Genomic DNA, 16954 nt, shown 5'->3' with positions numbered 1-16954 from the left:
CGCATCCGGCGCGATCCGCAGTTTCGCCAGCCGCAGCTCGTCGTCGATCAGCTTGGCGAGATCGCGCTCGCCGTCCGGATAGCAGCCGATCGCGACCGCGGTCTTGGCGCGCTCGCACGCCTTGCGCAGCAGATGATCCGGCCTGAGGTCGCCGGCCTCGATCACGATGCGGCAGTCCTTCACCGGCGTGTCCGCCAGCGTCTCGACGCCCGAGGCAAAGCTGCGCGAACCGGTCCGGACCCGGATCGCCCGCCGGCCGCCGAACAGCGGCACCGTCAAGGCCTCGTCGACCAGCCTGGACGGCTCGGCGGCGAGTTCGTCGCCGTCGAGCCTGACCAGCGAGAAGGGATCGGTCGGATCGTCGACTGCGGAGGCCAGCAATGCATCGGCGCGCTCGCGGACCAGGCCGGCATCCGGGCCATAGAGCAGGATGATGGGACGCCCTGGATCTGGCCGGGCTAGAAAAGCGTCGACGTCCCTGCCGCGCAGCGCGACCAAAAATCAGGTCCCGGTCGCGAAATAGGCGGCCAGCCGGGTCTGGATGTTCTCGGCGATCTCCTGCGCTGCGCGATCCTCGGCGTCGCGGAAGGCGCGCTGCCGCGCGAAACGCTGATAGGAGCCCGGCATGTCGTAGGACGCGCGCGAGAAGGTCGTTCCGGTCATGACCGACTTGTCGGTGGCGAGTTCGACCAGATTGTACTGTGCGTCGATTCCGACATTTTCGGTGGTCGGCAATCCCGTGGCCTGGGAGACGATCAGCGACGAGCGGTTGGTCGTGAACTTCAGCACCAGCTTGTGGGTCGGCGCGGTGCCGGTCGCGTTGCCATAAAGCTTGAACGCCAGCGCGTTGCGAATCTCCACCCCGATCCGGGCTTCGGGCGAAGCGTTCGGCTTGTCGACGGGCGGAAGCTCCACGGCCATCAGCTTGTCGCGCAGCGCCGGCGAGCCATCGGCGTGCTCGGCATACATCGGCTGAAAGCAGCCGTTTGTCTGTGATGCTAGGGCGACCACCGAGAACAGCCGGACAACGATGCCAAGGCTCGCAAACTTCGGGCTAGCCAACGACATTCACGATCCTCATGGGAACCACGATCACCTTGCGAACGGCCTTGCCGCCCAGCGCCTGCTTTACCGCATCGAGCGCCAGAACGGCAGTCTCTATTTCCGGATTTTCGGCCGCCCGTGGCACCGTAACATCACCCCGCTTCTTGCCGTTCACCTGGACCACCAGGGTGACGCTATCCTCAACCAGCAAATCGCGTTCGATTTGCGGCCAGTCGGCCTCCGATACCAGCCCGGATTGTCCCAGGACCTGCCAGCACTCCTCCGCCAGATGCGGCATCATCGGGGCAATGAGTTGGACCAGGATCAGCGCAGCCTCCCGCACCGCCCAGACCAGATCCGGTACCAAGTTCGGTGCGAGATCGGCCGCTGGCCGACCGCCCTTCGCCAGCGTGTCGGCCAATGCGTTGGTGAACTCGCGGATATGGGCGAGGCAGACGTTGAAATGCAATCGCTCGATGCCGCCGGACACCTTGTCGAGCGCGCTATGCGCCGCCTTGCGCAGGGCGGTTGCTTCCGGCCCGAAATCGGCCGGCCGGGTGGCGGGCGCGGCCTTGGCGATGTCCGCCGCTTCGTTGACCACGCGCCATAGCCGCTGCACGAAGCGCGAGGCGCCCTGCACCCGCTCGTCGCTCCAGATCACGTCGCGGTCGGGCGGCGAGTCCGACAGCATGAACCAGCGCGCGACGTCGGCGCCATAGGTCGCGATGATGTCGTCGGGATCGACCGTGTTCTTCTTCGACTTCGACATCTTCTCGATCGAGCCGATCGTGACCTCCTCACCGGTCGCCGTCAGCACCGCGCGCCGGCCATTGCTGCCGGTCTCGACCGTGACCTCCGCGGGTGTGACGTAAGAGCCATCGGCCTTCTGGTAGGTCTCGTGCACCACCATGCCTTGCGTGAACATGCCGGCGAACGGCTCCTCCATCGCGATGTGGCCGGTGGCCTTCATGGCGCGGACGAAGAAGCGGCTGTAGAGCAGATGCAGGATCGCGTGCTCGACGCCGCCGATATACTGGTCGACCGGCATCATCCGGTCGACCACCGGGCGCGTGGTCGGCGCCTGCGCGTTCCAGGGGTCGGTGAAGCGGGCGAAATACCAGGACGAGTCGACGAAGGTGTCCATGGTGTCGGTTTCGCGCTGGGCCTTGCCGGCACATTTCGGGCAGGCGACGTGCTTCCAGGTCGGATGATGATCGAGCGCGTTGCCGGGCCTGTCGAAGGTGGCGTCCTCCGGCAGCGTCACCGGCAGTTGCGTGTCGGGCGCCGGCACCACGCCGCATTTCTCGCAATGGATCACGGGGATCGGGCAGCCCCAATAGCGCTGGCGCGAGATGCCCCAGTCGCGCAGGCGGAAGTTGACTTGGCGCTGAGCCACGGGCGCATTGCCACGCACCTCCGTCTCCAGGCGTTTTGCGACCTCTTCCTTGGCCTGCTCGATGGTCATGCCGTCGAGGAAGCGCGAGTTGATCATGCGGCCGTCGCCGTCATAGGCGACGTCCGTGATGACGAAGGTCTTGGGGTCCTGGCCCTCCGGGCAGACCACCGGCGTGTTGCCGAGGCCGTATTTGTTGACGAAGTCGAGGTCGCGCTGGTCATGCGCGGGGCAGCCGAAGATGGCGCCGGTGCCGTATTCCATCAGCACGAAGTTCGCGACATAGACCGGCAGCCTCCACGACGGATCGAACGGGTGGATGGCGCGGATGCCGGTGTCAAAACCCTGCTTCTCGGCGGTGTCGATGGCTTCCTGCGCGGTGCCGATCCGTTTGATCTCGGTGATGAACGCGGCGAGATCAGGATTTTTCGCGGCCGCGGCAAGCGCCAGCGGGTGATCGGCCGCGATCGCCATGAACTTGGCGCCGAACAAGGTGTCGTGCCGCGTGGTGAAGATCTTCAGCTCGGTCTCGCCGGCGGGCGCTGTCGCAGGGTCCAGCGCGAAGCGGACCAGGAGACCCTCGGAGCGGCCGATCCAGTTGCGCTGCATCAGCCGCACCTTGTCCGGCCAGCGGTCGAGCGTGTCGAGCGCGTCCAGCAGCTCCTGCGAATATTTCGTGATCTTGAACACCCACTGGTTCATCTCGCGCTGCTCGACCACGGCGCCCGAGCGCCAGCCGCGGCCGTCGATCACCTGCTCATTGGCGAGCACGGTCATGTCGACCGGATCCCAGTTCACCTTGCGGCTCTCGCGCTCGACCAGGCCGGCGCGCAAGAAGTCCAGGAACAGCTTCTGCTGGTGCCTGTAATAAGAAGGGTCGCAGGTCGCGAATTCGCGTGACCAGTCCAGCGACAGCCCGATCGAGCGGAGCTGCTTCTTCATCGCGGCGATGTTGTCGTAGGTCCAGGCCTTCGGCGCCACCTTGCGCTCGATCGCGGCGTTCTCCGCCGGCAGGCCGAAGGCGTCCCAGCCCATCGGATGCAGCACGTTGAAACCCTTGGCGCGCATGTAGCGCGCCAGCACGTCGCCGAGCGTGTAGTTCCGGACGTGACCGATATGGATGCGCCCGGACGGATAGGGGAACATCTCCAGCACGTAATATTTCGGCCGCGGATCGTCGTTCCTGGCCGAAAAGATCGCCTTTTCGTCCCACTCGCGCTGCCAGCGAGGCTCGGCGTCGCGGGCGTTGTAACGTTCGGAGGTCATGTGCTTGGGCTTTTTTTGGGGGCCGTTGCGGCCGTCGCAAAGAGGGGCGGAATAGGCCACAGAAGCGGCGGTGGGGTCAACGGGTTGAAGCGGCTCTCGGCGGTCGTCGCCCGACTTGATCGGGCGACCCAGTACGCCGCGGCCCATCGGATCGATCACTGACGTCTCTGGAATGCTGGATGCCCCGGTCAAGCCGGGGCATGACAGTGGAGAGGATGCACGTCCGCGTTCTCGCGACGGGATTCCGTCCGAGTTTTGCGAAGGCTCACCCTCCGAAATTGTGAGAGGGCGCAGGGAATGCCGGGTGGTTCAGCCTCACCCATGGCCCGCCTGCAACAAGAAACGCAGGCGGCAGTCACCACAGGTTCAGCCGAAATCACCGGCATTCCCTGCGCGATGGTGTTAACGCTTATGCCGTGCTCTTCCCGGGGACCGGGCTTTCTTGCCCCCGTCACCCTGCGGCTCATCTTCCGCAGAGCTTAGCGCCAGCGTCGGGGCGCCGGAACCACACGTTTTCGCCGTCCGCAACCACGCCAGTCGTCGGCTGACGCGCCACGTCCATCGCATCCCGCTTCCGACGTCCGTGACGACGCGTTCGCCCCTCTCGTGGAGGCGGGACGGGCATAAGATACCACCGATTCCTGTTTCGGGAAAAGAGAAATATTTTAGCGCGGCGATCTGGACAGCGCGGTCGACTCGAAGGGGCTGGTAAAGCTGGTGTTTCGGCGCAAGGCGGAAAGCGGGCTGGTTGGCGCTCGCGCGCAGCAGCTTGAAAGCGGCGAAGCCGCGAGCTGACAATTCGATCAGCCGATTTCATAATTCGACGAGCCGGCTCCGGCGCAGCCTGCCATGGTTCGCGAAGGGTAGATCATTAGCGGGGCGCCATGGGCATGTCAGAGATTGGGAGTTCATCGGCGACAATCAAATCCAGCGATATCCCTGGCCATCGGCTGGCCGTCGCCACGAATCGGCGAGACGGCATTGTCGTTCTCGTGTTGGTGCTCGCGCCCATCGGACTGGCGATCTCCCTCGTCGTCGCTGGTCTCGCCGCGGTCGCCGGCTGGCAGATGCTCCGCGGCGTGCCCGTGGCGCTGCCATCGAGGGCGAGCCTTCAGTTCTATGGACTACTGGCTTACGCGGCCGGCAGTTGGATCGATGTTGCCGTGGCGTGGCTCTGGTCGTCGCGCCGAAGTTGGCGAGGGGACATCTTCCTCTTCCGCAGGCTGAGCTGGTCGGCGCTGGCAACGAGCATCGTGGCTTTCCTGCTCGCGGTGTATGGCGCGCCCGCGATGCTGCATGGGCTGTCTCACCTGACCGGCGGCCCTGGCTCGGGCGTTCGGATCAATTTCCATGATGCGCAATCGGTTGCGGTCTATCTCCTGCTCTTCGTTGTCACGACGCCGCTGAGCGAGGAAATTCTCTATCGCGGATTGCTGGTCGCGTGGTTTCGCCGGCTCGGCTGGCGCGACTCTGCGATCTGCCTCGCAGGCAGTTTGATCTTCGGAGCCAACCACGTCCTGCCGCTCGGCTTTGCTTTCGGCGCCGTCATGGTCGTGTTCGGCGGCTTGCTGTTCACGATGCGTCTGCGCTACGACTCCCTCGCTCCGGCGTGGCTGGTGCATCTTCTCTTCAACGCGCAACCGTTTCTGCTTCTTCCGCTGACCACGTGGCTCCCGCCGGCGTGGCATCCGGGAAGTCTCTCTTGAGGAGAGGCCGTGAAACTACCGGCCTGTTCTGGGGTCCTTCCGGGTCCCGCACGATCATTTCGGCGAATGGGTGATTATGATTCGGTGGTGCTGCTTTGCACCATGACGGCGCGAAGCACGAGGCAATGTCCGCTGCTGTTTTGGCGTGGCGGAAGGCGGACATCACCTCGGGCGCAGCGCAATTTTGCCGATACGAATTCCTCCGTTCAAATACTGAGCTTGCGCTTCAATTGCGGTGCGCATTTTACGCAAGATTTGCGAAAATCGGTGCCGATGTACCAAGATTGACGGAAGAACCGCGCTAATTTGTAACGAGCAAATTACTTTCCGGCGTCATCGCCGTCGCGCGATCGCCGTGGCCGAATCCGGATTGAGGCGCGGTTAAGACTTCGGTGGGAAGGTTGCGCAACGTGAGACCTCAGCCTACCACCCGGGATCATTTCAAACCGTGACTGGCGCGACGTTCGACGAGCTTGATTTCGAGTACGCGACGACGATCGCGGAAAGAGCCTTGGCGCAAATGGCGAAACAGCGTGTTCCGCCGACCCCCAACAATTTTCATCTCTGGTTCAAATATTCGCTCGGCGCATCCTCCGACCTCAAGCGCACGATCGATATTCTGATCAGCAACAAGCGCAAGTTCGACGCGGCAACCAATCAGGACCTGTTTGCGACCTATATCGGCTCGCAAGGTACGGAAGCCGTCGTCGTCCACGAAGTTTCGCAGCAACTGCACGGCGTGGTCGATTCCGCCAAGCAGTTCCTGACCACGGCGATCGATGACAACCGGACGCAGATGCAGGCGATCGGCGACGTCGCCGGCCAGGCCAAGACCGGCTTCGATTCGAAGGTGCTGATCGAGAACCTGGTGAGCGAGCTTGCCAGGGCGACCGCCCGCGCCGTCAACCTCGAGGCGAATTTCAAGGAGAAGTCGCGCGAGCTCGACGCGATCCGCGAGTCCCTGAGCAAGTCCGAGGAGCGCGCGCGAACCGATACGCTCACCGGCCTGCCGAACCGTCGCGCGCTGGAGGAATTTTTCCGCGTCGCGCAGATCACGGCGATGGAGAAGGACGAACCGCTCAGCGTGCTTCTGATCGACATCGACCATTTCAAGAAGTTCAACGACAATTTCGGTCACGGCGTCGGCGATCAGGTGCTTCGCCTGGTCGCCAAATCGCTGCGCGACCTGGTGCGTGGCGATGACCTGCCGGCGCGCTATGGCGGCGAGGAGCTGATCGCGGTCTTGCCGTGCGCCGACCTCGCCACCTGCCAGGGCATAGCCGAGCGCATCCGCCGCACGATCGCCGAATGCCAGTTCACCCGCCGCTCCACCGGCGAGGTGCTGCCGCAGATCACCGTCTCGATCGGCGTTGGGCAGTTCAGGCTCGGCGAGGCGATGGCGGATCTGATCGACCGCTGCGACCGCGCGCTCTACATGGCCAAGAAGATCGGCCGCAACCGGGTCGTCACCGAGGTCGAGGTCGAGCGCAAGCAGCTCGCGAGCTAGGTCATCGGGAAATCGTAGGTGTAGGGTGGGCTAAGGCGCGAAGCGCCGTGCCCACCATTTCTCGACAGCATTGCTCGGAATGGTGGGCACGCTTCTGTCTTGGTGCGGTGAGCGTCGGTGCACGGGGCCGCTTAGCCCACCCTGCAGCTCCTGCGATTCTTGGCCTACCCCGCCATCGCGATGTCGTCGGAGGCACTGAGCACGATCTGCTCGAAGCCTTGCTCCACCACGGTGTTGCGGCCGCGATGCTTGGCCGCGTAGAGCGCGGCATCGGCGGCCTCGATCAGGTCGCCCGGATGCTGGCGCTCGTTCGGCCGGGTGCAGGCGACGCCGACGCTGACGGTGACGCAATGGTGGATCGAGGTGACATGCGGCAAAGCGAGATCGAGCACGGCGCGGCGGACCATCTCGCCGATCTCGCAGGCGCGGGCCCCGTCGGTGTTGGGCAGCAGCAGGCAGAACTCCTCGCCGCCGTAGCGGCCGGCGAAGCCCATGGTCTCGGCGGCAATGCCCGACAGCGCGCCGCCGAGCCTGGTCAGGCAGGCGTCGCCTTCGGGATGGCCATAGGTGTCGTTGTAGAGCTTGAAGTGATCGACGTCGATCATCAGGAGCGACAGCTCGCAGCCATATTGCTGTGCCTTCAGCCATTCGAAATCGAGCCGGCTCTGGAAGCCGCGCCGGTTGGCGAGCCCGGACAGCATGTCGAGCGAAGCGATCACGGTGAGACGGTCGTTGGTGGCGAGCAACTCCCGCTCGCGCTGGCCGAGCCGGGCCGCCATCGCGTTGAAGGCGCGCGCCAGCGGCACGAATTCCGCCGGCAGCCTTCTTCGCACCGCCCGCGCCGACCAGTCGCCCTGGCCGAACCGCGTCGCCATCGTCGCGAGCATGCCGATCGGTCCGATGATCAGCTTCTCGGCCGCGATCAGCGCGCCGAGCAGCACGAACAGGCAGACCAGCAGGAGCTGCAGATAGGCGGTGCGGATGTCGCGGTTGATGCTCGCCGTAACCTCGTCCTCGTCGATGCCGACGACCAGCCGCGCGCCGGTGCCGGCGATGCGGGTGAAGCTGATCTTGCGCGTCGATCCGTCGGCGGCGATATGGGCGAGCGAGCCCTGATCCTGGTGCGAGCCGAGCGCAGCCTCGGTGATCCCCGACAACAGCGGCAGGTCGTCGAGCGGCTTGCCGATGGCGTCCGCCTGCTCGCTCGGCGCTGCCAGCACCACGCCGCTGCTGTCGACCAGCGCCGCGGAGACGCCGGGGCGGTTGCCGAGATTGTTCATCAGCCGCGACATCCATTCGAGGCTGATGCTCGCGATCACCAGCGCGTCCGAATCCCTGTTGATGGCGGCGACCGGATAGGCCGCCAGGATCACCGCGGTGCTGATCTCCTTGATGAAGACGAAGTCGCTGAAGACGATGTCGCCGGTGACGCGCGCGGTCTGCACATAGGGCCGGTCGCTGACGTCGAGGCCGACGAAAGTGTTGTTGGTCGAGCACTGCACGTGGCCGTCGCCGCCGGCCAGCAGGACGTTGCGGATCCAGGGCAGGTTCGACGGCAGGCTCGCGCGCAGCAGATCGCAGCTCCGGTTGATGCCACCCGCCGAGGCGCGGATATAGGCCGCCGATTTCAGCACCGTCTCGACCGAGGAAATGACCTCGCGCTGGGTATCGGCGCTGCGCCGGGCCAGGCCCGCGAGATCCGCCGAAGCGAGCGCGATCTCCTTCGCCCGGGCGTTCTCCAGCGAGCGCGCGCGCTCCAGCATCAGCGGTGCCACCAGGATGACGGCCAGCAAGGCCAGCCGCGCGCGTATCCCGAGAAGCTGCCCGAGCTTGACCCGCTTGCGGCTGAAACTGATGCGCGACATCTTCTTCCCCCTGCCCCTGCGAGAGGGTAGGGGTAATGGTTCAAGAAGCCTTTCCCGAACTTGGTAAAATTGAACCTAGCCTGTAGAATTGCGACTGACGGTTGAAAATGACGTCCGAAAACGTGTCTCCGCCAACCGCATCTTCACCAGACGGCCTTGCCGCGGTGGAGCGGGAAATCGCACGCGCCTGCAAGGATGCGGGCCGCACGCGCAGCTCGGTCACGCTGGTCGCGGTCTCGAAGACCTTCGGCGCCGAGGCGATCGCGCCGGTGATTGCAGCCGGCCAGCGCGTGTTCGGCGAAAATCGCGTGCAGGAAGCCAGGGCCAAATGGCCAGGGTTAATGACTGCCTACCCCGGGCTCTCGCTGCATCTGATCGGACCGTTGCAGTCGAACAAGGCGAAGGAGGCCGTCGCGCTGTTCGACGCAATCCATTCGGTCGATCGTCCAAGCGTCTGCCAGGCTCTGGCCAAGGAGATCGCAGCGCAGGAGCGGCGGCCGCAACTGTTCGTGCAGATCAATACCGGAGAGGAGCCGCAGAAGGCGGGCGTCGCGCCAGGCGACGCGGATGCGTTCATTGCGAGCTGTCGCGAAATCTACGGTCTCACGATCTCCGGGCTGATGTGCATCCCGCCGGTCGACGAGGCGGCCGCGCCGCATTTCGCGCTGACCGCGAAGATCGCCGCCCGCAACGGCCTCGCCAATCTGTCGATGGGGATGAGCGCCGATTTCGCCACCGCCATCCAGTTCGGCGCGACTCACATCCGGGTGGGCTCGGCCATCTTCGGCCATCGCAGCCCGGCTGCGTGAAGCCGGCAGGGTGGGCTAATCCTATCGTGTCACAACCCGGGCGGAGCTGTAGGGTGGGCTAATCGTACTGAGTCACAAGAAGACTCAAGCCATTGAATCGACTCGTCTTTGTGCAAATATGGTCGTTCCAAAAAGCTCAAGAATTTCAACGAGAGCACCACACATGTGACTTAGTACGATTAGCCCACCCTACCGATCGAAGTTTACGGACACCTTGCCGAGCAGGCCAAAGTCTGCGGCGAAACGGTCGCCGGCCCCGATCGGCAGCGGCGCATGGCAGGTGCCTGTCGTCACCACCTCGCCGGCCCTGAGCGTCAGGCCGAGCGCGGACACTTCGTTGGCGAGCCAGGTCAATGCCGCGCGGGGATCGCCGAGCACGTTCCTGCCGTGGCCGAGATAGCTCTCGCCGCGGAGCGTGATCACCGGCTTCTCCTCGACGAGGTCGCGCGCGCGCCAGTCGGCCGAGGTCGCCTCCCCCAGCACGAACAGGTGCGCGCAGGCGTCGTCGGCGATGAGCTGCGCCTCGCCGGCGCTGACGAAATCGGCGAAGCGGGAATCCGGAATCTCGATCGCCGGATGCAGCGTTCCGACCGCGTCGAGCACCTCACTGACCGAATAGGGCGACGCCCGCGGCGGCAGGTCGCGCGCCATGCGAAAGGCGAACTCGGCTTCCGCGACGCGCATCGCGTTGCCGGCCATCGACGCGGCGCCGCCGTCGGGAAGCACCGTCTCGGCCAGGATGCGCCCGGCCTGGGGCCCGGCGACATTGATATGCTTCTGCCCGGCGGCGCTGGTCGCGGCGATCTTCCAGCCGAACAGTCTTCCGCCGGATTTGCGCTCGAGCTCCGCCTGCACGGCGTAGCCCTCGGCGCGGTCGCGCGGGCGCAGGCCCGGATCGAGCGCGGCAAGCTTGGTGCCGGCGCGCCAGTGGCCATACAGCACATGCGATGCGGCGGCGACGGCGTCCTTGTCGAGCACGGCCAACTCCCCCTATCCGATCACGATCCGGGTTCGCGGTCCGAGCCGCCGCAGCAATTGCAGCATCGCACCCCTGGTCATCGAGACACAGCCCGCGGTCGGGCCGAAATTGTCCCGCGCCAAATGCAGGAAGACGGCGCTGCCGCGGCCCGCCACCCGTGGCCTCGTATTGTGGTCGATCTCGACGATGAAGTCATAGAGGTGGTCGCCGCGCTTCAACCGGTCGCCGTCGCGGCCGGGCGCGAGCCGGATCGGCCGGTTGTAGTGGCGGTCGGCTACATCCTCGCACCAGGCGTCCTGGCTGCTGATCGCGCGGGCCGGCAGCAGGGTGCGCGGCCGCGGGCTGCGATCGGCGCGCCACCACAGCCGGCGCGCGCGGAAGCTTCCCCGCGGCGTGCCGCCGTCGCCCTCGCGCTTGTTGGCGCGGATGCCGCCGCGCCCGAGCGCGACCGGGATGGACCTGCGGCCTGCGGTCAGCCAGCCGCGGCGGGAATTTCCGGCCGCAGGCCTGATCCTGATCAAGGAAAGCGGCCGGTCCGCCGAGGTTTTGTCATATGTTATTGAGATGTTGCCGCTTTTCATACGAGGCTTGGCCGTCCACACGCGTTTCCCGAGGCTTGACTTCATTACAGGACATTCACAAAACCGCCCGGGATTTCTGGAGTAAACTGGCCTTTGTCTTGTGAATCTGTAAGGTTTCACTACCTCTGCCGGTAACAAGACCAAGACGCTCCCGAATTTACCTGCAGATGGTTGCGGCCCTCCTTTGGCTTCGACCGTCGCTGCCCGAGAGGATGTACCATGGCCAATGCCCGCAAGATCCTGATCGTAGACGATGATACCGATCTGCGAGACACCCTTGTGGAGCAACTGTCGCTGCATGACGAGTTCGAGGCGTCAGCCGTCGATACCGGCGCCAAGGGCGCCAGCGCCGCGAAGGCCAATGCGCCGGACCTCGTGCTGATGGATGTCGGCCTGCCCGATACCGACGGCCGCGAGGTCGTGCGCAGCCTGCGCAAGGGCGGCTTCAAGGCGCCGATCATCATGCTGACCGGCCACGACACCGACTCCGACACCATCCTCGGCCTCGAGTCCGGCGCCAACGACTATGTGGCAAAACCGTTTCGCTTTGCGGTGCTGCTGGCGCGCATCCGCGCCCAGCTCCGCCAGCACGAGGCCAGCGAGGACGCGGTGTTCTCGGTCGGTCCGTACAGCTTTCGTCCGGGCTCCAAGATGCTGACCGCCGCCAATGCGCGGAAGGTGCGGCTGACCGAGAAGGAGACCGCGATCCTGCGCTTCCTCTACCGCGCCGGCCAGCTTCCGGTGTCGCGCGAGACGCTGCTGCAGGAAGTGTGGGGCTACAATTCGGGGGTCACCACCCACACGCTGGAAACCCATATCTACCGGCTGCGCCAGAAAATCGAGAAGGATGCGGCCAATCCCGAGATCCTGGTGACGGAGGCCGGTGGCTACAAGCTGGTGCCGTGATACGGTTTCGGGACGACGAATCGCGAACCAACCCGTCCCGCTGACTTTCATGTCGATCGACGACGATGTAGCCCTGCTGGAGCGCGTGCCGACCCTGCGTCTGCTCGGGGAGGGCCCGCTCCGCATGCTGGCGATCGGCTCCGAGCAGCGCGACATCGCGCGCGGCGACCATCTGTTTCACCAGGGCGACGATGCCGATTGCGGCTTCGTCGTGCAGCGCGGGGCGCTGCGGATCGACAATGGCACCGGCGCCGAGATCGTGGCCGGCCCGGGCACGCTGATCGGCGAGCTCGCGCTCGTGATGGCGATGAAGCGGCCCGCCAGCGCCCTCGCGGTCGAGTACACCAGCGTCATTCGCATTTCGCGCAGCCTGTTCCAGCGCGTGCTGGAGAGCGATCCGGCCGCGGCACGCCGGCTGCGCGACGAGTTCGCCCTCCGCTCCAGCCAGATCGCCAGCGACATCCTGACCGCCGGCGGCAAGCTCTCGGGCTAGGCACGTCGGGTTAGACCTCGAGCGTGGCCGTCACCGGCACATGGTCGGACGGCCGTTCCCAGCCGCGGGCGTCGCGCAGGATCCTGAAATCGCTGACCGCGTCCCTGAGCGCGCGCGACACCCAGATGTGGTCGAGCCTGCGGCCGCGGTCGGCCACGGTCCAGTCGGCGGCGCGATAGCTCCACCAGGTGTAGACCTTCTCCGACAAGGGAATGCGCTCGCGCGCGACGTCGTGCCACTCGCCGGCGGCGAGCGCGGCGAGCAGCTTCCCGCATTCGATCGGGGTGTGGGAGACCACCTTCAGGAGCTGCTTGTGCGACCACACGTCGTTCTCGTGCGGCGCGACGTTGAGATCGCCGACCAGGATGTGACGGTCGTCGCCGCGCGGATGCAGCGGCGCGCAGGCCCTCATCTCGTCGAGGAATTGGAGCTTGTGCTCGAATTTCGGGTTGAGCGCGGGATCGGGGACGTCGCCGCCGGCGGGGACGTAGAAATTGTGCAGCACCAGGGGCTTTGCAAGCTGGGCCTTCTCGCCGAACGCCACCGAGATGTGCCGCGAATCGATCTTGTCGCAGAAGGTGCGGATGTCGGTCGTCTCGAACGGCAGCCGCGAGACGATCGCGACGCCGTGGTAGCCCTTCTGCCCGTTCAGCGCGACATGCTCATAGCCGAGACGTTTGAAGCGCTTGAGCGGGAAGGCGTCATCGATGCACTTGGTCTCCTGCAAGCAGAGCACGTCCGGCCGCACCGACTTGATGAACTTGGCGACCAGATCGATGCGCAGCCGCACCGAGTTGATGTTCCAGGTTGTCAGGGAAAGACGCATGCGGGGTGCGTCATAGCACGCCTGGGCGCGGTGTCCCGCCGATTTCCACAGGACTTCGTAGCTGCGTAGGGTGGGCCAAGGGCGCGTGAGCGCCAGCGCCCACCATTTTCTCAACGCCGTCGCTCGCAAATGGTGGGCACGCTTCTGTCTTTGCATGGCGCGCTGCCGCGCAAGCGTCCGCTTAGCCCACCCTTGTGAACCTCGAGCGTCGCTCAGCCCGGTGAGCCCGGGTATTTCGTGAAGTCGATCTTGAACAGGCCGGGATCGACCTTCTTCGAGGTGTCGAGGTTGTAGACCGCGACGGTGGTGTCGTAGCCCTGCGGATCGGTCACGGTCCATTGCTTGAGCTGGCCGTCCTTGAGGCCCACCATCAGCATCAGCCGGCTGGTGCCGATCAGCGCCTGCTTCTCCTCGATCGTGATCGAGATGTAGAGCTCGTTGGAGGTGACCGACACCACGTTGGTGTCCTTCAACAGATCGATGCGGTCGGACAAGAGGTAGCGCAGCGGCGTCTGCGACAGCGGGTAGATGTCCTGGGTCGCGAGATTGCGGTCGCGCACCGCGAGCGTGGAGCCGTCGGCGATGATCTCGACCGGGGTCGGCGCGTCATATTCGAACCGCACCTTGCCGGGCTTCTGGATGTAGAAGTCGCCCGTGGTCTTGCTGCCGTCGGGCGCGACCTGCACGAAATTGCCGACCAGCGTCTGCAGCGACGACAGATAGGCGCTGACCTTCGCGGCCTGCGCCTTCTGGTTGGCATCGAAGGTCGCGAAGATGTTGGCGGGAACGTTGCGGTGCGGGTCCGGAATGATCGGGTCCGGCGGCGTCGTGGTCGATCCCGTCGTCGCTGCCGCCCGCTCCGAGGCGCTCATCTGCACGCCGTCGCGGCCCTTGGGCGCGGGCTTCGGCATCGGGACGCTCTGCTGCGCGGTCTGCGCCACCGCCGGCGCCGCCACCATGATGGACGCCGCAGTCACGAGCGCCAGCGCGGCGCCGCCACGGCGCAGGCGGAGGATCTGTCGGAATTGAGGCTGAGTGTTCAACGCGTCGTCCTGTCTGGCTTTGCGCTATTTTACCGGGGCTTCGACCAAGCGCGATATCGTTTTTACGTGAATTGATCGGCCCGTCGCCAAAATGTCGGCGTGATCATCAAAATCCGCCCTCCTCTTCGGGCACCAGGATCTCGCGCTTGCCGGCATGGTTGGCCTGCCCGACAATGCCTTCCTGCTCCATGCGCTCCATCAGCGAGGCGGCCTTGTTGTAGCCGATCTGCAGCCGGCGCTGAATGTAGCTCGTCGACGCCTTGCGGTCGCGCTTGACGATGGCCACCGCCTGCGAGAACAGATCGTTGCCGCCGTCGCCGCCCATGCCGGTCGAGTCGAACACGGCGCCGTCCTCCTCGCTCGGCTCCTCCGCCGTGACGGCTTCCAGGTATTCGGGCGAGCCCTGCGTCTTGAGGTGGCGCACCACCTTCTCGACCTCCTCGTCGGAGACGAACGGTCCGTGCACGCGGCTGATTCGTCCGCCGCCGGCCATGTAGAGCATGTCGCCCTGCCCGAGCAGTTGCTCGGCGCCCATCTCGCCCAGGATGGTGCGGCTGTCGATCTTCGACGTCACCTGGAACGAGATGCGGGTCGGGAAATTCGCCTTGATGGTGCCGGTGATGACGTCGACCGACGGCCGCTGGGTCGCGAGCACGACGTGCAGGCCCGCGGCGCGCGCCATCTGGGCGAGCCGCTGCACCGTGCCCTCGATGTCCTTGCCGGCGACCATCATCAGATCGGCCATCTCGTCGACGATGATGACGATGTAGGGCAAGGGTTCGAGCTCGAGCTTCTCCTCCTCGTAGATCGCCGTGCCGGTCTCCTTGTCGAAACCGGTATGCACCGTGCGGGTCAGCTCCTCGCCCTTGCCCTTGGCTTCGGCGACGCGCGCATTGTAGCCGTCGATGTTGCGCACCCCGAGCTTGGACATCTTCTTGTAGCGCTCTTCCATCTCGCGCACCGCCCATTTCAGCGCGACGACGGCCTTCTTCGGATCGGTCACCACCGGGGTCAGGAGGTGCGGAATGCCGTCATAGACGGAAAGCTCGAGCATCTTCGGATCGACCATGATCAGCCGGCATTGATCCGGCCGCAGCCGGTAGACCAGGCTCAGGATCATGGTGTTGATGGCGACCGACTTGCCGGAGCCGGTGGTGCCTGCGATCAACAGATGCGGCATGCGGGCGAGATCGACGATGATGGATTCGCCGCCGATATTCTTGCCGAGGCAGAGCGGCAGCTTGGCGACCGATTCGGTGCTCTCCTTGCCGGCGAGCAACTCGCGCAGATAGACCTTCTCGCGATGGGCGTTCGGCAGCTCAATGCCGATGGCGTTGCGGCCGGGCACCACGGCGACGCGGGCGGAGAGCGCGCTCATCGAGCGCGCGATGTCGTCGGCGAGCCCGATGACACGGGACGACTTGATGCCCGGCGCGGGTTCGAGCTCGTAGAGCGTCACCACCGGGCCCGGATGGGCCTTCACGATCTCGCCGCGGACGCCGAAATCCTGCAGCACGCCCTCCAGCCGGCGCGAATTCGCCTCGAGCTCCGATTTGCTCAGCGGCTGGCGATCGGTGGCCTTGGGTGCGGCCAGCATGGAAACCGAGGGCAGGTCGAACTTCTCGGTCGCCTTGCGCGTGCGAGGCGCCGGCTTCTTGCGCGGGGCACGCGCGGCGGGCGCCTCCTCCTCTTCCTCGTCGTCCTCGAGGTCGTCCTCGGGCGCCAGCGGCGGATTGCCGCGCGCACCGAGCGTCGGCTCCTGGCGCCTGAGCCCGCCGCCCTGCCCTCCGCTGGAGACCAGCGAGCGATAGGCCGTGCCGAGCAGCCAGGCGAGCCGCGCCTTCGCGCTCATCAGGGCGTGAACCGCGAAGCCCAGCGAGATCGAGCCGCGATCCTCCTCTTCTTCCTCCACGAACGGCGCGTCGTCATCGTCGACCGCGGTCTCGTCGTCGTCCTGCTCGCGCGAGCCGACGCCGATCGCCACCAGCAGGGTCGCCGACATTGCCGCGGCGAGGATGATGCCGAGGATCAGGCGATAGAGGATACCCGGCGGACCGAACACGACCGCCGGGGCCCGCACCAGCGCATCGCCGATGACACCGCCGAGCCCGGTCGGCAGCGGCCAGGTCGCGCTGCGCGGCCAGCAGCTCGCGAAGCCCGATGCGATCACGGTGCAGAGCACCCAGCAGCCGAACCGCAGCGCCTCGCGGTCGAAGCTGCGATGATTCAGCATCCGCCAGCCCCGCGCCGCGATCGGCAGCACCACCATGATGGCGCCGAGTCCCATGATCTGCATCAACAGGTCGGCGATGATGGCGCCGCCATAGCCGAGCACGTTGTGGATCGGCCGCGAGGTGGCATGGCTCAGGCTCGGGTCCTGCACCGACCAGGTGATCAGCGCGGCCGCCGCCACGCCGGATATCGCGATCAGGCCAAGCCCGCCGAGCTCGCGAAGCCGCCGCGCCAGCGCCTCGCGGATCGAGACCGGCAAGTGGCCGACCAGGGGAATGACACGTTCGATCGCCGACATGGGCGT

General features: G+C 65.7%; 13 protein-coding genes and 1 pseudogene. 5 read left to right on the top strand and 9 right to left on the bottom strand.

All coding sequences use genetic code 11. The features are described 5' to 3' along the window. From JOY90_RS26835 to leuS, 3 genes and pseudogenes are all read right to left on the bottom strand, one after another. Window positions 1-498, bottom strand: a pseudogene (locus tag JOY90_RS26835) (DNA polymerase III subunit delta); the annotation flags it as partial. Between the two features lie 3 nt (window positions 499-501). Then, entirely contained in the window at window positions 502-1068 is a 567-nt protein-coding gene (lptE, locus tag JOY90_RS26830) for an LPS assembly lipoprotein LptE (RefSeq protein WP_291694123.1), read from the bottom strand. Next, window positions 1055-3703 carry a leucine--tRNA ligase gene (gene leuS / locus JOY90_RS26825; protein WP_291694122.1) on the bottom strand — a complete coding sequence of 883 codons (2649 nt, stop codon included), beginning with the start codon at window positions 3701-3703 and terminating at the stop codon, window positions 1055-1057. Before leuS ends, lptE begins: the two co-directional genes overlap by 14 nt. A gap of 884 nt (window positions 3704-4587) precedes the next feature. Between leuS and JOY90_RS26820 the strand changes: the two genes are divergently transcribed. Both JOY90_RS26820 and JOY90_RS26815 read left to right on the top strand, forming a co-directional pair. Next, on the top strand, window positions 4588-5409 hold the full coding sequence (locus JOY90_RS26820; protein WP_291694121.1) for a CPBP family intramembrane glutamic endopeptidase: 822 nt from the start codon (window positions 4588-4590) through the stop codon (window positions 5407-5409). Window positions 5410-5929: 520 nt separating this feature from the next. After that, window positions 5930-6916 (top strand): sensor domain-containing diguanylate cyclase, encoded by a 987-nt coding sequence (locus JOY90_RS26815; RefSeq protein ID WP_291694120.1) that lies wholly within the window; start codon window positions 5930-5932, stop codon window positions 6914-6916. A 164-nt stretch (window positions 6917-7080) separates the two neighbouring features. On the opposite strand, the gene JOY90_RS26810 is transcribed toward JOY90_RS26815, so the two are convergent. Further along, window positions 7081-8781, bottom strand: a complete 1701-nt coding sequence (locus JOY90_RS26810) for a diguanylate cyclase (RefSeq protein WP_291694119.1) — start codon at window positions 8779-8781, stop codon at window positions 7081-7083. Window positions 8782-8888: 107 nt separating this feature from the next. Here JOY90_RS26810 and JOY90_RS26805 point away from each other — a divergent pair, with 107 nt between their 5' ends. Then, window positions 8889-9590: a YggS family pyridoxal phosphate-dependent enzyme gene (locus JOY90_RS26805; protein WP_291694118.1), complete on the top strand. Its 702-nt coding sequence runs from the start codon at window positions 8889-8891 to the stop codon at window positions 9588-9590. Between the two features lie 189 nt (window positions 9591-9779). On the opposite strand, the gene JOY90_RS26800 is transcribed toward JOY90_RS26805, so the two are convergent. Together JOY90_RS26800 and JOY90_RS26795 are read right to left on the bottom strand one after the other, a co-directional pair. After that, the gene (locus JOY90_RS26800; RefSeq protein WP_291694117.1) at window positions 9780-10568 is read right to left on the bottom strand and encodes a hydratase; all 789 of its coding nucleotides are present in this window, start codon (window positions 10566-10568) and stop codon (window positions 9780-9782) included. Between the two features lie 12 nt (window positions 10569-10580). Further along, window positions 10581-11150: a L,D-transpeptidase family protein gene (locus tag JOY90_RS26795; protein WP_291694116.1), complete on the bottom strand. Its 570-nt coding sequence runs from the start codon at window positions 11148-11150 to the stop codon at window positions 10581-10583. Window positions 11151-11369: 219 nt separating this feature from the next. Here JOY90_RS26795 and JOY90_RS26790 point away from each other — a divergent pair, with 219 nt between their 5' ends. Next, window positions 11370-12056, top strand: a complete 687-nt coding sequence (locus tag JOY90_RS26790; protein ID WP_291694115.1) for a response regulator transcription factor — start codon at window positions 11370-11372, stop codon at window positions 12054-12056. 49 nt (window positions 12057-12105) lie between these two features. Continuing rightward, window positions 12106-12549, top strand: a complete 444-nt coding sequence (locus JOY90_RS26785; RefSeq protein WP_291694114.1) for a cyclic nucleotide-binding domain-containing protein — start codon at window positions 12106-12108, stop codon at window positions 12547-12549. Between the two features lie 10 nt (window positions 12550-12559). Here JOY90_RS26785 and JOY90_RS26780 read toward each other — a convergent pair whose 3' ends face one another. From JOY90_RS26780 to JOY90_RS26770, 3 genes are all read right to left on the bottom strand, one after another. Continuing rightward, window positions 12560-13375, bottom strand: a complete 816-nt coding sequence (locus JOY90_RS26780; RefSeq protein WP_291694113.1) for an exodeoxyribonuclease III — start codon at window positions 13373-13375, stop codon at window positions 12560-12562. 212 nt (window positions 13376-13587) lie between these two features. Further along, window positions 13588-14334 carry an outer membrane lipoprotein carrier protein LolA gene (locus JOY90_RS26775; protein WP_291694124.1) on the bottom strand — a complete coding sequence of 249 codons (747 nt, stop codon included), beginning with the start codon at window positions 14332-14334 and terminating at the stop codon, window positions 13588-13590. A gap of 190 nt (window positions 14335-14524) precedes the next feature. After that, entirely contained in the window at window positions 14525-16948 is a 2424-nt protein-coding gene (locus JOY90_RS26770; RefSeq protein ID WP_291694112.1) for a DNA translocase FtsK, read from the bottom strand. Between the last annotated feature and the right edge of the window lie 6 nt (window positions 16949-16954).

This window comes from Bradyrhizobium sp. (genome assembly GCF_019242285.1).
In the GTDB taxonomy this organism is placed as follows: domain Bacteria; phylum Pseudomonadota; class Alphaproteobacteria; order Rhizobiales; family Xanthobacteraceae; genus Bradyrhizobium.
The sequence above is the reverse complement of the archived record's forward strand: the minus strand, read 5'-3'. Positions and strand labels throughout refer to the sequence as shown.

Coding starts and splice junctions, on each gene's coding strand:
- lptE (WP_291694123.1), bottom strand. CDS start 1,068: ATGTCGTTGGCTAGCCCGAAGTTTGCGAGCCTTGGCATCGTTGTCCGG.
- leuS (WP_291694122.1), bottom strand. CDS start 3,703: ATGACCTCCGAACGTTACAACGCCCGCGACGCCGAGCCTCGCTGGCAG.
- JOY90_RS26820 (WP_291694121.1), top strand. CDS start 4,588: ATGGGCATGTCAGAGATTGGGAGTTCATCGGCGACAATCAAATCCAGC.
- JOY90_RS26815 (WP_291694120.1), top strand. CDS start 5,930: ATGGCGAAACAGCGTGTTCCGCCGACCCCCAACAATTTTCATCTCTGG.
- JOY90_RS26810 (WP_291694119.1), bottom strand. CDS start 8,781: ATGTCGCGCATCAGTTTCAGCCGCAAGCGGGTCAAGCTCGGGCAGCTT.
- JOY90_RS26805 (WP_291694118.1), top strand. CDS start 8,889: ATGACGTCCGAAAACGTGTCTCCGCCAACCGCATCTTCACCAGACGGC.
- JOY90_RS26795 (WP_291694116.1), bottom strand. CDS start 11,150: ATGAAAAGCGGCAACATCTCAATAACATATGACAAAACCTCGGCGGAC.
- JOY90_RS26790 (WP_291694115.1), top strand. CDS start 11,370: ATGGCCAATGCCCGCAAGATCCTGATCGTAGACGATGATACCGATCTG.
- JOY90_RS26785 (WP_291694114.1), top strand. CDS start 12,106: ATGTCGATCGACGACGATGTAGCCCTGCTGGAGCGCGTGCCGACCCTG.
- JOY90_RS26780 (WP_291694113.1), bottom strand. CDS start 13,375: ATGCGTCTTTCCCTGACAACCTGGAACATCAACTCGGTGCGGCTGCGC.
- JOY90_RS26775 (WP_291694124.1), bottom strand. CDS start 14,334: ATGGTGGCGGCGCCGGCGGTGGCGCAGACCGCGCAGCAGAGCGTCCCG.
- JOY90_RS26770 (WP_291694112.1), bottom strand. CDS start 16,948: ATGTCGGCGATCGAACGTGTCATTCCCCTGGTCGGCCACTTGCCGGTC.